This window comes from Chryseobacterium sp. AG844, assembly GCF_003182335.1.
In the GTDB taxonomy this organism is placed as follows: Bacteria; Bacteroidota; Bacteroidia; order Flavobacteriales; family Weeksellaceae; genus Chryseobacterium; species Chryseobacterium cupriresistens.
In genome coordinates this window covers 91,996-108,201 of the sequence record NZ_QGTV01000018.1, presented here as the reverse complement: position 1 = coordinate 108,201, position 16,206 = coordinate 91,996, and the positions used below count along the sequence as shown (strand labels likewise).

At 37.4% G+C, this 16,206-nt stretch carries 20 protein-coding genes; 14 read left to right on the top strand and 6 right to left on the bottom strand.

Annotated elements, in window-relative coordinates; genetic code table 11:
• Positions 1-258: 258 nt before the first annotated feature.
• Together DEU40_RS16875 and DEU40_RS16870 are read left to right on the top strand one after the other, a co-directional pair.
• On the top strand, positions 259-693 hold the full coding sequence (locus tag DEU40_RS16875; protein WP_110010921.1) for a GNAT family N-acetyltransferase: 435 nt from the start codon (positions 259-261) through the stop codon (positions 691-693).
• Positions 693-1,160: a GNAT family N-acetyltransferase gene (locus DEU40_RS16870; protein WP_110010920.1), complete on the top strand. Its 468-nt coding sequence runs from the start codon at positions 693-695 to the stop codon at positions 1,158-1,160. The genes DEU40_RS16875 and DEU40_RS16870 overlap by 1 nt, the downstream gene beginning before the upstream one ends.
• On the opposite strand, the gene DEU40_RS16865 is transcribed toward DEU40_RS16870, so the two are convergent.
• Together DEU40_RS16865 and DEU40_RS16860 are read right to left on the bottom strand one after the other, a co-directional pair.
• Positions 1,137-2,033, bottom strand: coding sequence for a LysR family transcriptional regulator (locus tag DEU40_RS16865; RefSeq protein ID WP_110010919.1), 897 nt, complete (start codon positions 2,031-2,033; stop codon positions 1,137-1,139). The genes DEU40_RS16870 and DEU40_RS16865 overlap by 24 nt on opposite strands.
• A gap of 40 nt (positions 2,034-2,073) precedes the next feature.
• Complete coding sequence (locus DEU40_RS16860) at positions 2,074-2,820, bottom strand: metallophosphoesterase family protein (protein WP_110010918.1); 747 nt, start codon at positions 2,818-2,820, stop codon at positions 2,074-2,076.
• A 317-nt stretch (positions 2,821-3,137) separates the two neighbouring features.
• Between DEU40_RS16860 and DEU40_RS16855 the strand changes: the two genes are divergently transcribed.
• The 6 genes from DEU40_RS16855 to DEU40_RS16830 all read left to right on the top strand — a co-directional run bounded on the left by DEU40_RS16855 (position 3,138) and on the right by DEU40_RS16830 (position 8,080).
• Entirely contained in the window at positions 3,138-3,755 is a 618-nt protein-coding gene (locus DEU40_RS16855; RefSeq protein ID WP_110010917.1) for an NAD(P)H-dependent oxidoreductase, read from the top strand.
• Positions 3,752-4,636 (top strand): NAD-dependent epimerase/dehydratase family protein, encoded by an 885-nt coding sequence (locus DEU40_RS16850; protein WP_110010916.1) that lies wholly within the window; start codon positions 3,752-3,754, stop codon positions 4,634-4,636. The genes DEU40_RS16855 and DEU40_RS16850 overlap by 4 nt, the downstream gene beginning before the upstream one ends.
• A gap of 2 nt (positions 4,637-4,638) precedes the next feature.
• Positions 4,639-4,926 carry a putative quinol monooxygenase gene (locus DEU40_RS16845; RefSeq protein ID WP_110010915.1) on the top strand — a complete coding sequence of 96 codons (288 nt, stop codon included), beginning with the start codon at positions 4,639-4,641 and terminating at the stop codon, positions 4,924-4,926.
• A 2-nt stretch (positions 4,927-4,928) separates the two neighbouring features.
• Positions 4,929-5,681 (top strand): type 1 glutamine amidotransferase domain-containing protein, encoded by a 753-nt coding sequence (locus tag DEU40_RS16840; RefSeq protein WP_228406543.1) that lies wholly within the window; start codon positions 4,929-4,931, stop codon positions 5,679-5,681.
• Positions 5,682-5,907: 226 nt separating this feature from the next.
• On the top strand, positions 5,908-6,891 hold the full coding sequence (locus DEU40_RS16835; RefSeq protein ID WP_110010914.1) for an aldo/keto reductase: 984 nt from the start codon (positions 5,908-5,910) through the stop codon (positions 6,889-6,891).
• A 220-nt stretch (positions 6,892-7,111) separates the two neighbouring features.
• Complete coding sequence (locus tag DEU40_RS16830) at positions 7,112-8,080, top strand: cyclase family protein (protein WP_110010913.1); 969 nt, start codon at positions 7,112-7,114, stop codon at positions 8,078-8,080.
• A 483-nt stretch (positions 8,081-8,563) separates the two neighbouring features.
• Here DEU40_RS16830 and DEU40_RS16825 read toward each other — a convergent pair whose 3' ends face one another.
• From DEU40_RS16825 to DEU40_RS16815, 3 genes are all read right to left on the bottom strand, one after another.
• The gene (locus DEU40_RS16825; protein WP_110010912.1) at positions 8,564-9,007 is read right to left on the bottom strand and encodes a carboxymuconolactone decarboxylase family protein; all 444 of its coding nucleotides are present in this window, start codon (positions 9,005-9,007) and stop codon (positions 8,564-8,566) included.
• Positions 9,008-9,015: 8 nt separating this feature from the next.
• A complete protein-coding gene (locus DEU40_RS16820; RefSeq protein ID WP_228406542.1) occupies positions 9,016-9,447 on the bottom strand; it encodes a DoxX family protein in 432 nt (143 codons plus the stop codon).
• Between the two features lie 63 nt (positions 9,448-9,510).
• Positions 9,511-10,083, bottom strand: coding sequence for a Crp/Fnr family transcriptional regulator (locus DEU40_RS16815; RefSeq protein ID WP_110010910.1), 573 nt, complete (start codon positions 10,081-10,083; stop codon positions 9,511-9,513).
• A gap of 65 nt (positions 10,084-10,148) precedes the next feature.
• On the opposite strand from DEU40_RS16815, the gene DEU40_RS16810 reads away from it, so the two are divergent.
• From DEU40_RS16810 to DEU40_RS16795, 4 genes are all read left to right on the top strand, one after another.
• Complete coding sequence (locus DEU40_RS16810; protein WP_110010909.1) at positions 10,149-10,514, top strand: DUF1304 domain-containing protein; 366 nt, start codon at positions 10,149-10,151, stop codon at positions 10,512-10,514.
• Positions 10,515-11,040: 526 nt separating this feature from the next.
• Positions 11,041-12,291: a glycine betaine/L-proline ABC transporter ATP-binding protein gene (locus DEU40_RS16805; protein ID WP_110010908.1), complete on the top strand. Its 1,251-nt coding sequence runs from the start codon at positions 11,041-11,043 to the stop codon at positions 12,289-12,291.
• 1 nt (position 12,292) lies between these two features.
• Positions 12,293-13,120: an ABC transporter permease gene (locus tag DEU40_RS16800; RefSeq protein ID WP_110010907.1), complete on the top strand. Its 828-nt coding sequence runs from the start codon at positions 12,293-12,295 to the stop codon at positions 13,118-13,120.
• Between the two features lies 1 nt (position 13,121).
• Positions 13,122-13,976: a glycine betaine ABC transporter substrate-binding protein gene (locus DEU40_RS16795; protein WP_110010906.1), complete on the top strand. Its 855-nt coding sequence runs from the start codon at positions 13,122-13,124 to the stop codon at positions 13,974-13,976.
• A 288-nt stretch (positions 13,977-14,264) separates the two neighbouring features.
• On the opposite strand, the gene DEU40_RS16790 is transcribed toward DEU40_RS16795, so the two are convergent.
• The gene (locus DEU40_RS16790; RefSeq protein WP_110010927.1) at positions 14,265-14,648 is read right to left on the bottom strand and encodes a winged helix-turn-helix transcriptional regulator; all 384 of its coding nucleotides are present in this window, start codon (positions 14,646-14,648) and stop codon (positions 14,265-14,267) included.
• A 92-nt stretch (positions 14,649-14,740) separates the two neighbouring features.
• On the opposite strand from DEU40_RS16790, the gene DEU40_RS16785 reads away from it, so the two are divergent.
• Entirely contained in the window at positions 14,741-15,736 is a 996-nt protein-coding gene (locus DEU40_RS16785) for an NADP-dependent oxidoreductase (RefSeq protein WP_110010905.1), read from the top strand.
• Positions 15,726-16,199 carry a cupin domain-containing protein gene (locus DEU40_RS16780; protein ID WP_110010904.1) on the top strand — a complete coding sequence of 158 codons (474 nt, stop codon included), beginning with the start codon at positions 15,726-15,728 and terminating at the stop codon, positions 16,197-16,199. Before DEU40_RS16785 ends, DEU40_RS16780 begins: the two co-directional genes overlap by 11 nt.
• The last annotated feature ends 7 nt before the right edge of the window (positions 16,200-16,206 follow it).

Genomic DNA, 16,206 nt, shown 5'->3' with positions numbered 1-16,206 from the left:
GGCATCCGGGTATTACAACCCTGTGGATTGGACTCAAATGTTTTAAAGATATAGCCAAAGCTTACAAAATCTTTAAAGATCTGTCCACACGATAGTTCAGAGAAGGGGAATAAAGTGGTCGATAAAACCAATCGTGCACACTTCTAACTTCCATCACCCATCTTCCAGCCTCTAGCCTCTAGCCTCTAGCCTCAAAATCCACCCTTCTCCTGGCATCTCACCTCTATTTTCCCTATTTTTGCTCAAAATTTAAAAATCATGTCACAACATATCAGATTGGCTACAGCAGAGGATTATCCGAGAATTATGGAAATATGGGAATCAGCAGTAAAAGCAACACACGATTTTCTTGCTGAGGAAGATTTCAATTATTTTAAAGAAGCCATTCCAAGAGACTATCTTCCTCATCTGAAAGTATATTTAATTACTGAAGATCATGAAACTAAAGGATTTGCTTCCGTAGCAGAAGGCAACCTGGAAATGCTTTTCATCCACAACGATACACGTGGAAAAGGTTATGGAAAAAAACTCTATCAGTTTATGAAAGAAAAAACCGGACTGACGAAAGTAGATGTCAATGAACAAAACCCTCAGGCTATAGGTTTTTATGAAAAAATGGGTTTCAAAAAAGTCGGAAGGTCTGAAAAAGATGGTTCAGGAAAAGATTACCCACTTATTCATATGAGTCTGTAATGGAAGATTTCACTTTTCATCAATTAAATTCCGATTCGGAAATTCCCTATCATCTCCTGTTATTAGCGGATGAAACCAAGAAAGCGATTAATCAATATATTTTCAATTCCGATATTTATCTTTTGCATAGCGGTACTGAAAACATTGCAGTGATGGCATTGTACGGGAAAAGCAATACGGAACTGGAAATAAAAAATGTTGCTGTCATTGAAAGCTACAGAAGCAAAGGAATCGGAAGTATCCTGATGAACAAGGCTAAAGAAATTGCCAAAGAAAACCACTATAAAATACTGACTGTCGGAACCTCGGATACGGGATTCCAACAGATCAGATTTTATGAGAAAAACGGATTCATCAGAAGTGGAATACTGAAAGACTTTTTTATTAAAAACTATCCTGATCCAATCTATGAAAACGGTTTACAGATGCGCGATATGATTGTCTTAAGCCATCACCTGGCGGAATAAACCTTTAATATGCTCTATTTCAGTCTGGTAATTGGTTTTCTTACGACATCCGAAATACAGCGTGTTTTCCAGTTTCTTTTTTCCTTCCCAGATCAGCTGTACTTCACCGCTTTCGATATCATTCCTGCACAGAAAATCAGGTACAACAGCTAATCCTGTTCCTCCCTTCAGACAACGGATAATTGAATTCAGGTTGGGAACGATATAATTGGGGCGGAAATTCGGTTTATGACCAAAATTTAAGGTCCAGAACTGGAAAAGGTGTTCCATATCTCCGGTGGTTCCGTACCATTTTTCATTCTTCAGCCACTCTTCAATCTGCTCTGCATCTTTTGTTTTCAGCACTTTATTGAAAGCCGCTTTATCTACATCTTTCCCCCCAACCAGAATAATTTGTTCCGAAGAGAAGGCTTCATGCTCGATGTTGGGTGAAGACCCCTTTTTAGGAGTGATGATAAGATCGAGAATTCCTTTATCCAGCTGATCCAGCATTTCAGGATATTCTCCAAAACTGATGATCAGATTAAAAGGTAATGAAGAAACATATTGCTCCAGAGTAGTCTGAAAAGTTTCAAAACACATCCCTACACTGATGGTAGGCGTATGTTTCTCTGTGGATTTCTGAAAATTCTTTTCTACATCCTCCAGCTTAGTGAGTGGTTCAGCAACTGCATTAAACAACACTTTACCACGCTCTGTCGGGATCATTTTTCTACCAGTCCTGTCAAACAGCTTGTATCCTACATAAGCTTCCAGTGAACTTAAGTGAAGGCTTACTCCCGGCTGTGATATGAATAAGGCATCAGCAGCACCCGTTAATGTCCCGGTTTTATAGATCGCCTTAAAAGTACGATACCATTCTAGATTAACCATGACTCAATTATTAATATTATAATGCAAATTTACAAAATAATTATAATATTAATACGTTTTCATTCTTCAGAAACGAAGCATAATAATCCGGAATCCCGCTTTCCCTTATCTGACGGGCAGTTTCATCAATCGGATAAGATAACTGTACAATTTCAGGGGTGATTTTTTCTTCATCCAAAGTCAGTACCAGATAAGAAGCCAGTCTGTTTTCTTCTTTGGAGCGGCCTACAGAACCGCAATTTACGGCCCATGTATTATTTCCGAACTGTTTTTTAAATGATAAATGGGTATGTCCCATTACGATCAGATCGGCTTTTGCCCATTCCAGCATAGATGTAAAAACCTCATCATTTTCTGATTCATACAAATAAGTATCATTGCTTTCAAGACTGGAATGAACCAGCTGGATGTTCCAGTGCTTTTTACCTGTTTTGTAATTTAACTTTAAGTGAAAAGGCAACCCGGAAAGAAATTTTTTATTCGGTTCTGTAATATGTTTTTTAGAATGATCTATCGCAATGAATCTGGCAGTAGTTTCTTCTTCTGAATGCTGAGGTAAAGGAACAACAGGAATATCAAAAGCAATTCTTTCATCATGATTTCCCATCAGACATGGAATGTTCAGACTCCTTATTTTTTCTATTACTTCATTTCCCCAGGGTGCAAAATCTACCAGATCTCCCAGGCAGAACTTCTGGCTTATTCCTCTCTGCTCAATATCCTTCAACACCACTTCCAGTGCAGGAAGATTTCCATGCACATCACTAAAAACAGCTATCTGTATCATTGTCCTTCAATATGTTAGGCAAATTTACCTGTCGGAAAATAATTCCGGTTCAGAGATGATATGATATTTTACCATGAAAGGGGAAATTGTCAATCGTTAATTTTTGCTTCGCAAAGCCAATAGTGAATGATTAGCTGCTGGTTAAAATAACCTCGAAACCCACAACCCATAACCCGTAACCCGTAACCCGAACCTCATAACCCGAATCAAAAAAACAAACTATCACAAAAATAATAACATCCTATAATTTATATTATTTTTATTATACATGCATCCGTTATAACTTTGCATAGTAAAATTTAAACAATCATAAAAAAATGAAAAAAGTACTAATCATCAACGGAGGACAGAATTTCGGACATTCCGGGGGAAAATATAATCAGACTATCGCAGACAATACATTAGCCGTTCTTAAAGAATTTGATAATGTAGAAGTAAAGATAACGAATATAAGTGAAAATTATGACAAACATGAAGAAGTGCAGAAGTTTGTCTGGGCAGATTACATCATTTACCACACTCCTATCTGGTGGTTCCAGCTTCCGAACGGATTGAAAAAATATATTGACGAAGTATTCACAGCAGGTCATGCCAAAGGAATTTATATGAGCGACGGAAGAAAGGCTGAGAATCCGGAAATCAACTATGGCACAGGAGGAATGCTTGGCGGGAGAAAATATATGTTAACAACAAGCTGGAATGCTCCTGCAACTGCTTTCACACTTCCCGGAGAATTCTTTAATGAAAAAAGCGTGGACGAAGGTCCTTTATTTGGATTCCACAGAATGAATGCCTTTGTTTCGATGGAAAAAATGGAAAGCTTCCACTTCCACGATGTGGAGAAAAACGCCAATATAGAACGCGATATGAAGCTTTACAGAGAACATGTGAGAAATGTTTTTGAAAAAGAATTAAGATCTGAACTGGTATCATGAAAAAAATACTGATCACAGGTATTACCGGCTATATAGGCGGAACTATCGCAAAAAAACTCCTCGACAGGAATTATGAAGTGACAGGACTGGTTCGTAATGAAACCCATGTACAGGAACTGGAATCATTAGGAATCAAAACCATTGTGGGAAATATTCATGATGAAGACCTCATCAGAACAGCGGTTTCTGATATTGATGCTGTGATCCATAACGCAGATTCAGCAGATGATGCGTATGCAGCAGATAACTTTATCAAAGCACTGGAAGGAAGTCAGAAAACCTTTATATTCACTTCAGGGTCTGCCATTTTTGGTGGAAAAGAGAATGGTAAAAAAAGTGATTTTATCTTCAGAGAAGATTTCCCTTTGCAGCCAAGACTGGAAATGGCATCTAGAGTTTTGATCAACAATTACGTCCTGCAATCTGCCAGCAAGGGCATAAGAAGTATTGTTATTGTTCCTACCATGGTTTACGGAGAAGGTTTAGGAATTAAAAAAGACAGCATTCAGATTCCGGCTCTTATCAACTTTTCTAAGGAGAAAGGGCATGGTGTTTATTTTGGTGAAGGTGAAAATATCTGGTCCAATTTACATATTGAAGATCTCGCAGATCTGTATGTACTCGCATTGGAAAAAGCAAAAGGTGGCTCTATCTATTATGCAGAAAACGGTTCATCTTCTCTGAAAAACATTGCAGAAAATATCAGTAAAAAATATAACTTACAATCAACTAAATCATTAAGCATACAGGATGCGGTTGACAAATTTGGTCCTGCAGGAGGTTATTTCGGTTTTGCATCCAACAGCAGATGCAGTTCAGATAAAGCTAAAGCAGAACTGGATTGGAAACCTATCTATAACTCTATTGAAAATTTTATTTAATTATGAAAATTCATCTTACAGCCATTATAAAATCCAAGGAAGAACATCAGGCAGAAGTACTGGAAGTTCTTCAGAATATGGTAAAAGAAACAAGAAAAGAAGAAGCTTGCGAGCTTTACAGCCTTCACCAGGGAATTGAAGACAAAAATGAATTTGTTTTCTACGAAATCTGGAAAAGTAAAGAAGGATTGGATCAGCACAATCAGCAGCCTTATATCCAGGCTTTCGGAGCTTTGGTTGAGGAGAAACTTCAGGAAAAACCACAGATTTATACCACCAATCTTATTTAACAATGAAAAAATTAGCGTTTTTAATGCTTGCGGTCTTTACGATAGGATTCGTACAGGCACAAACCAAAAAATCAAAGAATATGAAAAAGAAAATATTATTCGTCGTTACCAGTCATGACAAAAAAGGCAGTACAGGTGAAGATACAGGATATTACCTGGGTGAAGTTTCTCATCCGTGGGAAGTTCTTCACAAGGCAGGATATGAAATAGACTTTGTAAGTCCGAAAGGCGGAACTCCTCCGGTAGACGGCTTCGATTTGAAAGATCCTGTCAACAAAGAATTTTGGGAGAACAAGGAATATAAAAACAAGATTGATCACTCAATGACTCCGTCACAGGTGAATCCAAAAGAATACTCAACCATCTTTTATGCAGGAGGACACGGAGCAATGTGGGATTTTGCAGACAATAGAGAACTGGCGGATATTGCTTCCAAAATTTATGAAAACGGAGGAATTGTAGCCGCTGTATGTCATGGCCCTGCAGGTTTGGTAAATATCAAACTGAATAACGGGAAATATCTTGTAGACGGTAAGAAAATCAATGCTTTTACCAATGAAGAGGAATCTGAAGTAAAATTAACGAACGTTGTTCCTTTCTTACTGGAAGATAAACTGAAAGGAAGAGGAGCTAAATTTGAAAAATCAGGACTTTGGCAGAATCATGTGGTAAACGATCAGAGAGTGATCACAGGACAGAATCCACAGTCTGCAAAAAGCGTTGGAGAAGCTATCGTAAAAGAATTAAATAAATAACAGACAATTTTTAACCACAAAGTCACAACAGTTTTCAGACACTTAAGTAAAAAAAGATACTATTCAGAATACAGAGAAGAACACTTAAGTTCTTTCTAAATCCGAAAAGTTCTTAAAAGGGTCACTACTGGAACGGCGAGAATTCCTCTCCTCCGGAGGGGTGGCGAAAATTCAAAGAATTTTTGACGGGGTGGTTCAACACAACAACAATTTTTAAACAAACAAAATGGAATATAGAAAATTAGGAAACACCGATTTGGAATTATCAACCATCACACATGGTGCTTTTGCTATCGGCGGAAATATGTGGGGTGGTAATGAAAAACAGGATTCTATCAATTCTATTCACGCATCATTAGATCATGGTGTAACTTCTATCGACACAGCTCCATTCTATGGTTTCGGACTGAGTGAAGAAATGATCGGTGAAGCGATCAAGGGAAAAGACCGTTCAAAAATTCAGCTTTTGACAAAATTCGGATTGGTATGGGACGGAAGCAACAACGGAAAAGGAGAATTTTTCTTTGATGCAGAAGACGAAGGAAAAACTCTTCCGGTTTATAAGCTGGCTTCAAAAGAAAACATCATCAAAGAAGTTGAAGAGAGTTTAAAAAGATTAGGTACAGATTATATCGACCTTTTACAGCTTCACTGGCCGGACAGCACTACGCCTATCTGCGAGACCATGGAAGCTATGGAACTATTGATCCAGCAAGGAAAAATCCGTGCTGCAGGAGTAAGCAACTACAGTGTGGCTCAGATGGAAGAAGCTAACAGGACTTTAAAACTTGCCAGCAACCAGGTTTCTTACAGTATGCTGAACCGTGCAATCGAAAATGATCTTGTTCCGTATTCTCTGGAAAACAATTCTGGAATTATCGTGTACAGTCCGATGGAAAGAGGTCTTTTAACCGGTAAATATTTCAAGGAAACCCAATTGAAAGATAACGATCACAGAAACGGATATTTCTCTCAGTTTGATCTGAATAAGGTAAAAACTTTCTTAGAAAAATTTGAGCTTATTGCTCAGGAAAAAGGTGCAAGCCTTTCTCAGCTGGTATTAAGATGGACGACACTCCAACCTGCAATTACAGTAGTATTGGCGGGAGCAAGAAATGCACAGCAAGCCATCGAAAACGCAAAGGCAATGTATATTGACCTTTCACAGGAAGAATTGAGCTTCATCAATTCTGCTTTAAGCGAAATATAATACAAAGCTGGAAGAAGGGGGCTGGAAGATGGAAGTTATTGATGTCGGATAATAAATAGACTGGTTTACAATTTGCCTTCAATTGTTATTCCGACGAAGGACGAATCTCTTTGTTACATGCAGAATAGTGCATTAGAAGCCTCCTAATTATCAATACACCAATAGAACTTCCTTCTCCCAGCTTCCAGCTTCCTTTCTTTTAACCTCAATCCTTATAAAAATGAAAAATAATCTGATCAAAATTTTCGGGTTAGCCACTCTATTGACTATCAACAACATTAGTTTAAAGGCACAGACCCTTGTCAATCCGCAAGATCAATTATGGTATCCTTCGGCTTACGGTGCGAAAGATGAGATCGGAGCAGCTAATTTGTTGACTCCTGAAGTTGTCAAACAGGCTCTGGGACTTGTAAAACAAGGTAAAACATTAGCGCTTGCCGTTCCTATTGATAAAAACCTGCCTGCTTTCAGACACAGAAGTTTCAATTTATACAATATCCAACCCGGAGAACAGGGTGGAAAAAGCATTGGTCCTAATAAATTTACTTTCAATGACGAACTGGTGAACGGATGGACCGGAGTTGGAACACAACTGAACGGTATCGGACATATTGGTATTGATAATACTTACTACAACGGAAATAAAGCGACTGATTTTGTAACGGTAGAAGGCGTAAAAAAACTGGGTGTTGAAAAAGTACCTCCTTTCGTTACCCGCGGTGTCGTGCTTGATATGACGGCTCATTACGGAAAATCTATTGTACCCGGAGGAACAGAATTTACTGTAGAAGACATCAGATCTGTTTTAAAGAAACAAGGCCTTACCCTGAGAAAAGGTGATATCGTTCTTTTCAATACCGGATGGCTTGAATTGATCGGTAAAAACAATCAGCAATTCCTGGAAACAGAACCCGGAATCGGTATGGATGCTGCCAAATGGCTTGCCAATCAGGGAATCGTAGCTTTTGGCGGTGACACATGGGCTTCTGAAGTCTATCCTAACCCGAAAAGTAAAGAAGAATTCCCCATCAACCAGTTTATGCTGGCGAAAAAAGGAATTTATAACCTGGAGCTGATTGACAGCCGCCCATTAGTCAAACAAAAAGTGTGGGAATTCTTATTCGTTCTGGGACAGCCTTTATATGTAGGATCTACTCAGGTGAATGTGAATCCTGTAGCTATTTATTAAATTAAATGTTACAGTATGAGGCTATTTAAACTTTTATATTCATTGCTTTAACCACAAAAGGCACAAAAGTTTTAAACACTTAAGTTTTTTCAGAACCAGGTCTTATGCATAATAAGTACACCTAAGTTTTGTGAAAATCTTTGATTTTCGTCTTGTGTGAACTTTTCTGCAGTATCATTTTAAACTTACTTAAGTGAGCTCAAGTGTTCTAAAATAAAACCTTTTGTGACTTTTGTGGTTGGATAAAATTCAAACAACTTTTATATCCGAGAAACGGAGAGACAATGTAATTCCGGTTAAAAAATAAAGCTAACCTTAGAATTTATTTTAGAATTAATACCCAAACTGTGTTACATTGTCACTTTGAATTTTACATTAAAACGGCCTTTCAAAAACTGAAAGGCCGTTTTTATAAAAAGTAAACATCCGTAAATTATGCAGTCTTCATTGACTTCATCTTCATCTCTCCGCTCTCGGACTTAGTTATTTTGCAATCGGAAGATGAGTACTTATTGCAATTCTGTTCCACGCATTGATGGTTACAATAGCCATAATGATCTGAGCGATCTGGTTATCATCAAAGAATTTTTTTGCCTTTTGGAAGGTCTCTTCAGTTAATCCGCTTTGGCTGATCAGCGTAATTTCCTCTGTCATTGCCAAAAGTACCTGTTCTTCTTCTGTAAAGAATTCTTTTGCTTCTGTCCATCCGTTCAGAATAAAAATTCTCTGAGGAGTTTCACCATATTTGATGGCATCTTTGGTGTGCATATCAAGGCAGAAAGCACATTTATTAATCTGTGAAGCTCTGATTTTAATTAATTCCTTCTGAATGTGAGTTAAAGAAATGGTCTGTAAATATCCTTCTAATCCCATCATCGCTTTGTAAGCTGCTGAATCTACTGTTGCAATATTTAATCTTGCGCTCATAATATGTATTATTTTTTGGTTAATTGATCTATACTTAAAGAATAATGTTGCTGAACCGCCAGTAAAAGAGCCGCGGCACTTCCTACCCATACAGAATAGTTGAGTGGAGCTTTAGCTCCTGAAGCAATGGTCATGGATACGGCAAAAATCAACAGCAGAATACTGCTTCCATAGGCTGCAAACTTTGTTTTAAATCCAAAGATCAGCATCAAGGGAAAAAGAATTTCTAAAAAGGTAGCAGCATAGGCTGAAACTGTACTTAAAGCTTCCGGTAAAAAAAAGGTAAGCTGCCTTGTATATTCTTTAAAACGCTCCATATTTCCCCATGATGAATTTTCTTTGCTCCAAAATCCAAATCGGTCTGCCACTGCAGAAAGCATGGTTACAGCAAGAGCAAGTCTTAAAAATAACTGCGGAAATTGATTTTTGATATCTGTCATTGTATTGGCTTTTAATAACATGACAAATTTCCGGTTTATGATCCGTAAAAATCTTAAACTGGTTTAAGATCGTAACTTGGCCCTGATTTCACTCAGATATTCAGGTGTAAGATTCAAAAAGGAAGCAATAAGATACTGAGGAATTCTCTGGATAAACCATGGATACAATGTGCTGAAATGCATATAAAGTTCTTCTCTGGACATTTCATACAAATACCGGATTCTACGCTCTGAAGCGGCATAAGCTCTTTGGTATACCATACGGAAATACCGTTCCATTACGGGATGTTTTTTCAACAATTCTTCCTGGCGCTCAAGATCAATTACCAGAATAGAAGAATGTTCTACTGCCTGTATGGAAAAATCTGTTGATATCTGTCTTTCATAAGCAAATGTATCGGTAATCCACCATTTTTCAATGGCAAATTCCGTCGTCTGCTCTACTCCTTTTTCATTGATAAAGAACTTTCTCAGACATCCTTTCACTACAAAATACATGGTCCGGCACACTTCACCTTCCAGCATCAGATTTTGCTTCTTTTTTACATCCATTACCTCAAAAAATGATACAATAGAGGCATATTCTTCGTCAGTTACTGTAATAAATTTGTTTAAATGTGATTTGAATGGATCCATGGTAAGAATTAATACTCAAACTTAACTTTATTTTTTTAGTTTTACAATGAGAAAAATATTGAATCATGGAAATCGTTGCAAAAATTCTGATCGCTGTCGTTGCACTGGAACACCTTTATATTCTTTGGATGGAAATGTTCGCATGGGAAACCAAAGGAAAAGAAGTTTTTAAAGCAGCTCTGCCTGCAGAAATGTTTAAACCAACGAAAGGACTTGCTGCCAACCAGGGACTTTACAATGGTTTCCTGGCTGCCGGACTGATCTGGTCATTCCTGATTAAAGATCCGCAATGGCAGACCAATGTGGCATTATTCTTTTTAGGATGTGTAGCTGTGGCCGGAATCTATGGAGCCATTTCTGCCACTAAAAAAATATTTTTCGTTCAGGCATTACCCGCCATTCTTGCTATTATTACCGTTTTATTGAAATAACCTTACGGGTCATCTTTTAAAATAATTACCATATCCATCTCTCTTACCTTCAATGATAAGAGAAAATTCATCATGAAATCACCTCTTTAAAACTATATTGAAAATCAACAATTTACATACGTAAAAATCCATTTAATATAAAATTCGTAAATTTGCACCGTCATAAAAAATTGATATACAGTTTTTTGATGCTGGCAAGCATTTTGATGAAATGTAGCCATTCAAGTTGTTCAGTATACATATCTTTAATTACCTCATCAGTAATTTAATTGTAGAATCTATGTAAAAGATCAGTTTCTTTTTACATAATACACTCTTTTTCTAGAGTATAATCTATTGAAATATTTAAAATAAACATAAGGCCAGCAGGTCTTTATGCTATTATTTTTTGTTTAAAGCTTTTATCACTAAAGGCTTGGCAAATTATTTTATCCTATCATCAACATCAGAACAACGAAAGCTAAATGTATATAATGAATTGGTGTACAATTTTTTGTATCAAATTATTAATTGAAAAATTCTGAATATGGAAAAAAATGAAAACACTCGAAAAGTAAAACTTAAAGTGGAAGACCTGACGATCATCTTTGGTAAAAACAAAGAAAAGGCACAGGAACTTCTGGACAAAGGTTTTTCCAAAAAGGAAATTCTTGAAAAAACAGGCTGTACCATAGGAATCAACAAAGCCAGTTTTGAAATCTATGAAGGAGAATTCTTTGTGATCATGGGCCTTTCGGGAAGTGGAAAGTCTACGTTACTGCGCTGTTTGAACAGACTGAATGAACCCACTTCAGGAAAAGTATACATCAATGACGATGATATCACCGGGAAAAACAATAAAGAGCTGCTGGAAGTAAGAAGAACGGAAATGAGTATGGTATTCCAGAAATTCGGATTACTGCCTCATCATACAATTCTCGACAATGCTGGTTTCGGGCTGGAAATCAGAGGAGAAGACAAAGTTTCTCGTGATAAAAAAGCACAGAAAGCGCTGGATATCGTTGGATTAACCGGTTTTGAAAATCAGTATCCTTCTCAGCTTTCCGGAGGAATGCAGCAGAGAGTAGGATTGGCAAGAGCGCTGGCCAATGATCCTGAAGTTTTGCTGATGGATGAAGCATTCTCTGCATTGGATCCGCTGATAAAATCTGAAATGCAGGATCAGATGCTTGAACTGCAGAATACCTTACAAAAAACCATTGTCTTTATTACGCACGATCTGGATGAAGCCATTAAAATCGGAGATCGTATCGTCATCATGAAAGATGGAGTGATAGAGCAAATAGGAACAGCGGAAGATATTTTAACCAATCCTGCAAGCGACTATGTGAAAGCGTTTGTAGAGAAAGTAGACCGTAAAACGATTATTACAGCCAGATCTTTAATGTTTGATAAAGCGACAGTTGTACGTTTCAGAAAAGACGGTCCTGAAGGCGCTTTAAGAAAAATGAGAGCTACAGGTCTGGAAAACTTACCTGTAGTGGATTTTCAAAATAAATTTCTGGGTTTTGTAACCCTTAATGATGTTGTCCGCATTGCCAGAAAAAAAGAACCTACGGTAGAATCTATTATCAACAGCAATGTTCCTTCGGTTTATCCTGAAGTAACGGTAGAGGAAATGCTGCCGCTGATCTCAGAAAATAAATCGTCCATTGCTGTAATTGATGAAGACAATAAATTTTTAGGTTTAGTAACCCAATTATCACTTGTCATAGAAGCTACCAAGTTTAACGAAGAAGAGATCATAGAATTAAAAGAAATTGCAAACAACCAATAAGATGAATAAAACTATAGATATAGGCCAATATGTAGAAACTGCAATCAATTGGCTCACAGAAAACGGAAAGCCTGTATTTGATGTCATAAAACATCTGGGAAATTCCTCTATTATGGGGATTGAATGGGTTTTAACAAACACCCCTTTTTATGTAATCATTCTCTTTTTTACCCTGCTGGCGCTATGGAAGGCCGGAAAAGGTATTGCTGTAGTAACGGCTGCCGGATTAAGTTTAATATTTTTAATGGGATTATGGAAAGAAACCATGGAAACGCTGGCTCTGATCTTTGTCTCCACCATTACAGCCCTTATCCTTTCTATCCCTTTGGGAATTCTGGCCGCGAAAAACAAAATAGCTGACAAAATCATTCGTCCTTTACTGGATCTGATGCAGACCATGCCCGCATTTGTCTATCTGATCCCGGCTGTACTGTTTTTTAGTATTGGTAAAGTACCGGGTGCTTTTGCAACGATTATTTTTGCCATGCCGCCCGCTGTACGATTAACAACTTTGGGAATTGAAGCCGTTCCGAAAGATATTGTGGAAGCTGCCAGGGCTTTTGGAGCCACCAACCGTCAGATCCTGTTCAAAGTAGAGCTTCCTTTAGCGATGAAAACGATTTTAACAGGAATCAATCAAACCATATTATTATCCTTATCCATGGTCGTTATTGCAGGAATGATTGCTGCAGGCGGTTTAGGAGAGAAAGTACTGGAAGGAATTAATAATCTGGATATCGGATTAGGATTTGAAAGTGGTTTATCCGTAGTGATATTGGCCATTATCCTCGACCGTATTACCCAGGGATTTGTAAAGAAAAAGCAATAAGATGAAACAATTTAAATATCTGTTTTTGCCCGTTTTAATGTTACTATTTACAGCATTAAGTTCGTGTGAAAACATAAAAAACTCAAAATACATTACCATAGGAATGGTAGATGGCTGGGCAGAAGATGTTGCGATGACGCATGTTGCTAAAGCCATTCTGGACGAGCAGGGATACCACGTTATTATTCAAAAAGCTTCTACGGATATGATTCTGGCTTCGATGAATAATGAAGATACAGACCTTTTCATGGGAGTCTGGCTTCCTTACACTCATGCTAAAAAACTGGCCAAATTTCCGGAATTAGTTCATCTTGGAACCAATTACGACAACGGACGTATAGGATTAGTTGTACCTGAATACGTTCCTGTTAACTCCATCGAAGAGCTCAGTCAGCATAAAAATCAGTTCAATCAAAGAATCATTGGAATTGAAAAAGGAGCCGGATTAACCACCGGAACGGATAAAGCTATTGTTGACTATAAACTGGATTATCATCAGATCAACTCTTCTACCATTGCCATGATCACCGAATTACAGAACGCTATTCAACGTAAAGAATGGATTGTGGTAACCGGATGGCAGCCTCACTGGATGTTTGGAAAAATGAAGCTTAAGTTTCTTGACGATCCCAAAAAGATATTTGGTGAAGCAGAACAGATTAAAATTTACTCCAGAAAAAGCTTCGCAAAAGATCATCCTGAGCTGGCCAAATTCTTTTCAAAACTCCATTTTGATGATGAAAATATGTCTGATCTTTTAATGAAAATGGAACAGAGTAAAGATAAAGAAGCCACCGCCAAAGAATGGGTGAAAGATCACGCTGAACTGATACAGTCTTGGTTAGATAAAAATTAATAAACAATTTGGTAGTATTTAAAATCCTCAACTCTAAACGGGTCTGAGGATTTTTTTTCATCAATATAGATTATTTGATCTTTTCTTTATGAAATAATATTGATTAGTAATCGCAAAGGCGCAAAGAAATTTAATAACATACTGCTTAAAGGCGCAAGAAAATCAAAGATTTTCAGCAAGTTTGTTTCAGTTAAAATTCAACAGAATTAAATTTTATCAAAGATAAAATCCTTGCGCCTTAAAGCATATTTAAAAGAAAATTGTTGCGCCTTTGCGTTTTTCAATATCTCATAACGATCCCATTGATTCTTTGATCTTTTCCCGATGAATGATCCCCCAATTCACCAATGTTTCTGTCACCGGAAATACAGATTTCCCGTACTCAGTCACTGCATACGTTACCGTAATCGGCTTTGTATCCTGAATCGTTCTTGTGATCAGAAGATTGGTTTCCAGCTCTTTTAATTCTTTGCTCAGCATTTTGGCGGAGATTCCTTCAATACTTCGCTCCAGCTTTTTAAAATGAATCATCTGATCCGGTCTGTTCGTCAGATATCGTAAAATCATCAGTTTCCATTTTCCTCCTAAAACGTCCAGACTGTCGCGCATCGCGAACAATTCCTCTGTGCAGCTGGCCTCTCTTTCAATGCCGTTTTCAATGATTTTTGCCATAATAGTTTCATGAAGGTAACTAGTTACCATTGGTTAACTAGTAGCAAATATAAACTATTCCCTTTTTACATTTGTGTATCAAATTTTAAAGTATGAAAGCAGTTATTTTAAATAAAAACGGAAAGCTGGAAGACGGATTTGCAGAACAGCCAAAACCCAAAAGCAATGAAGTTTTAATCCATATTAAAGCAAGCGGTTTCAATCCCATCGATTATCAGATGCTGGAAAATGAATTGGAACGGAAACTGATCAGTTCCCCGATATTAGGAAGAGAACTATCCGGAATTGTAGTGGATAAAGGTTCAGAAGTTACAGAATTCAATATTGGCGATGAAGTCTATTGTGGCAGCGGTTCCATGGGAAGCAACGGCACTTATGCTGAATATATTGCCGTTCCTGAAGCCATTGTTTCCTTTAAACCAAAAAATATTTCTTTTGAACAGGCGGCTGCCATTCCTTCAGCAGGGCTTACTTCTTTACAGATCTTCAACCGTCTTAAACTAAATCCGGAAGATAAAGTTCTCGTGACAGGAGCAACAGGAGGTGTTGGCTCATTTCTGATTAAGCTTTTATTAGCCCACAATATCCGGCAGATCATCACAACTGTTGGAAGTGAAGAAAACAGACAGATCCTTCTTAAGCTGGGCTTAAAAGAACATCAGATCATCAACTATAAAGAAGAAAATCTAATCAGTAATATTCTAAAAGCCAATAACGACCAGCCTTTCGAATATGGAATTGATCTGGTTGGAAACTATATGTCGGAAGTGACTGCAGAAGTTTTGAAAATTAACGGAACTTATGTGGATGTCACGGCTTTGGTAACAAAAGAAGCTCATGAAATACTGTTCAACAAAGGAACTCTGATTATGAATATTTCCAATTACACTTACGGAATGATTAAAAAATATGAGTATTATAAAAACAGTTTATTAGAAATAAAAAGACTCATTGAAACCGAAACGATCCTTCCCCCTCAACATAAAATTATAGGAAACCTTTCCTTAGAAACTGTTCTGAAGGCGCATTCTCTATTAAAAAATAATCAGACTCAGGGTCATAAACTTATCATGAGAAATGATGAATAAAATACCACGACGAATCGTAACAGGAATTAAAGATGGAAAATCTATTATTATAGAAGACCAGCAGGTAGAAAACGCTGTAGAACATTTTCCGGGACTTATCATTTCAGATGTATGGAATACGAAAACAATGCCTGCAAGTTTAGACTTTGAAACAAGAATTCCGAATACCGGAATTCCGCAAACACCTAAAAATGGCACTTACTTCCGATATGTAGTAGTTCCTCCGGATAAAAATTTAGGTGTAGAATGGAAAAAGAATGAACCTCATCCGATGATGCATCAAACGCTAACACTGGATTATATTATCATCCTTTCCGGTGAACTTTACCTTATCATGGATGAAGGCGAAACGCTTCTGAAACCTGGCGACGTTGTTATTCAAAGAGGAACGAATCATGCTTGGAGCAACCGTTCTGACAAGCCTTGTATTCAGCTGGCGGTTTTGATTGATGCAGCGATCTAAATTTAGA

Coding starts and splice junctions, on each gene's coding strand:
- DEU40_RS16860 (WP_110010918.1), bottom strand. CDS start 2,820: ATGATACAGATAGCTGTTTTTAGTGATGTGCATGGAAATCTTCCTGCA.
- DEU40_RS16875 (WP_110010921.1), top strand. CDS start 259: ATGTCACAACATATCAGATTGGCTACAGCAGAGGATTATCCGAGAATT.
- DEU40_RS16830 (WP_110010913.1), top strand. CDS start 7,112: ATGAAAAATAATCTGATCAAAATTTTCGGGTTAGCCACTCTATTGACT.
- DEU40_RS16870 (WP_110010920.1), top strand. CDS start 693: ATGGAAGATTTCACTTTTCATCAATTAAATTCCGATTCGGAAATTCCC.
- DEU40_RS16805 (WP_110010908.1), top strand. CDS start 11,041: ATGGAAAAAAATGAAAACACTCGAAAAGTAAAACTTAAAGTGGAAGAC.
- DEU40_RS16815 (WP_110010910.1), bottom strand. CDS start 10,083: ATGGATCCATTCAAATCACATTTAAACAAATTTATTACAGTAACTGAC.
- DEU40_RS16820 (WP_228406542.1), bottom strand. CDS start 9,447: ATGACAGATATCAAAAATCAATTTCCGCAGTTATTTTTAAGACTTGCT.
- DEU40_RS16840 (WP_228406543.1), top strand. CDS start 4,929: ATGAAAAAATTAGCGTTTTTAATGCTTGCGGTCTTTACGATAGGATTC.
- DEU40_RS16790 (WP_110010927.1), bottom strand. CDS start 14,648: ATGGCAAAAATCATTGAAAACGGCATTGAAAGAGAGGCCAGCTGCACA.
- DEU40_RS16810 (WP_110010909.1), top strand. CDS start 10,149: ATGGAAATCGTTGCAAAAATTCTGATCGCTGTCGTTGCACTGGAACAC.
- DEU40_RS16865 (WP_110010919.1), bottom strand. CDS start 2,033: ATGGTTAATCTAGAATGGTATCGTACTTTTAAGGCGATCTATAAAACC.
- DEU40_RS16850 (WP_110010916.1), top strand. CDS start 3,752: ATGAAAAAAATACTGATCACAGGTATTACCGGCTATATAGGCGGAACT.
- DEU40_RS16845 (WP_110010915.1), top strand. CDS start 4,639: ATGAAAATTCATCTTACAGCCATTATAAAATCCAAGGAAGAACATCAG.
- DEU40_RS16800 (WP_110010907.1), top strand. CDS start 12,293: ATGAATAAAACTATAGATATAGGCCAATATGTAGAAACTGCAATCAAT.
- DEU40_RS16855 (WP_110010917.1), top strand. CDS start 3,138: ATGAAAAAAGTACTAATCATCAACGGAGGACAGAATTTCGGACATTCC.
- DEU40_RS16835 (WP_110010914.1), top strand. CDS start 5,908: ATGGAATATAGAAAATTAGGAAACACCGATTTGGAATTATCAACCATC.
- DEU40_RS16795 (WP_110010906.1), top strand. CDS start 13,122: ATGAAACAATTTAAATATCTGTTTTTGCCCGTTTTAATGTTACTATTT.
- DEU40_RS16785 (WP_110010905.1), top strand. CDS start 14,741: ATGAAAGCAGTTATTTTAAATAAAAACGGAAAGCTGGAAGACGGATTT.
- DEU40_RS16780 (WP_110010904.1), top strand. CDS start 15,726: ATGATGAATAAAATACCACGACGAATCGTAACAGGAATTAAAGATGGA.
- DEU40_RS16825 (WP_110010912.1), bottom strand. CDS start 9,007: ATGAGCGCAAGATTAAATATTGCAACAGTAGATTCAGCAGCTTACAAA.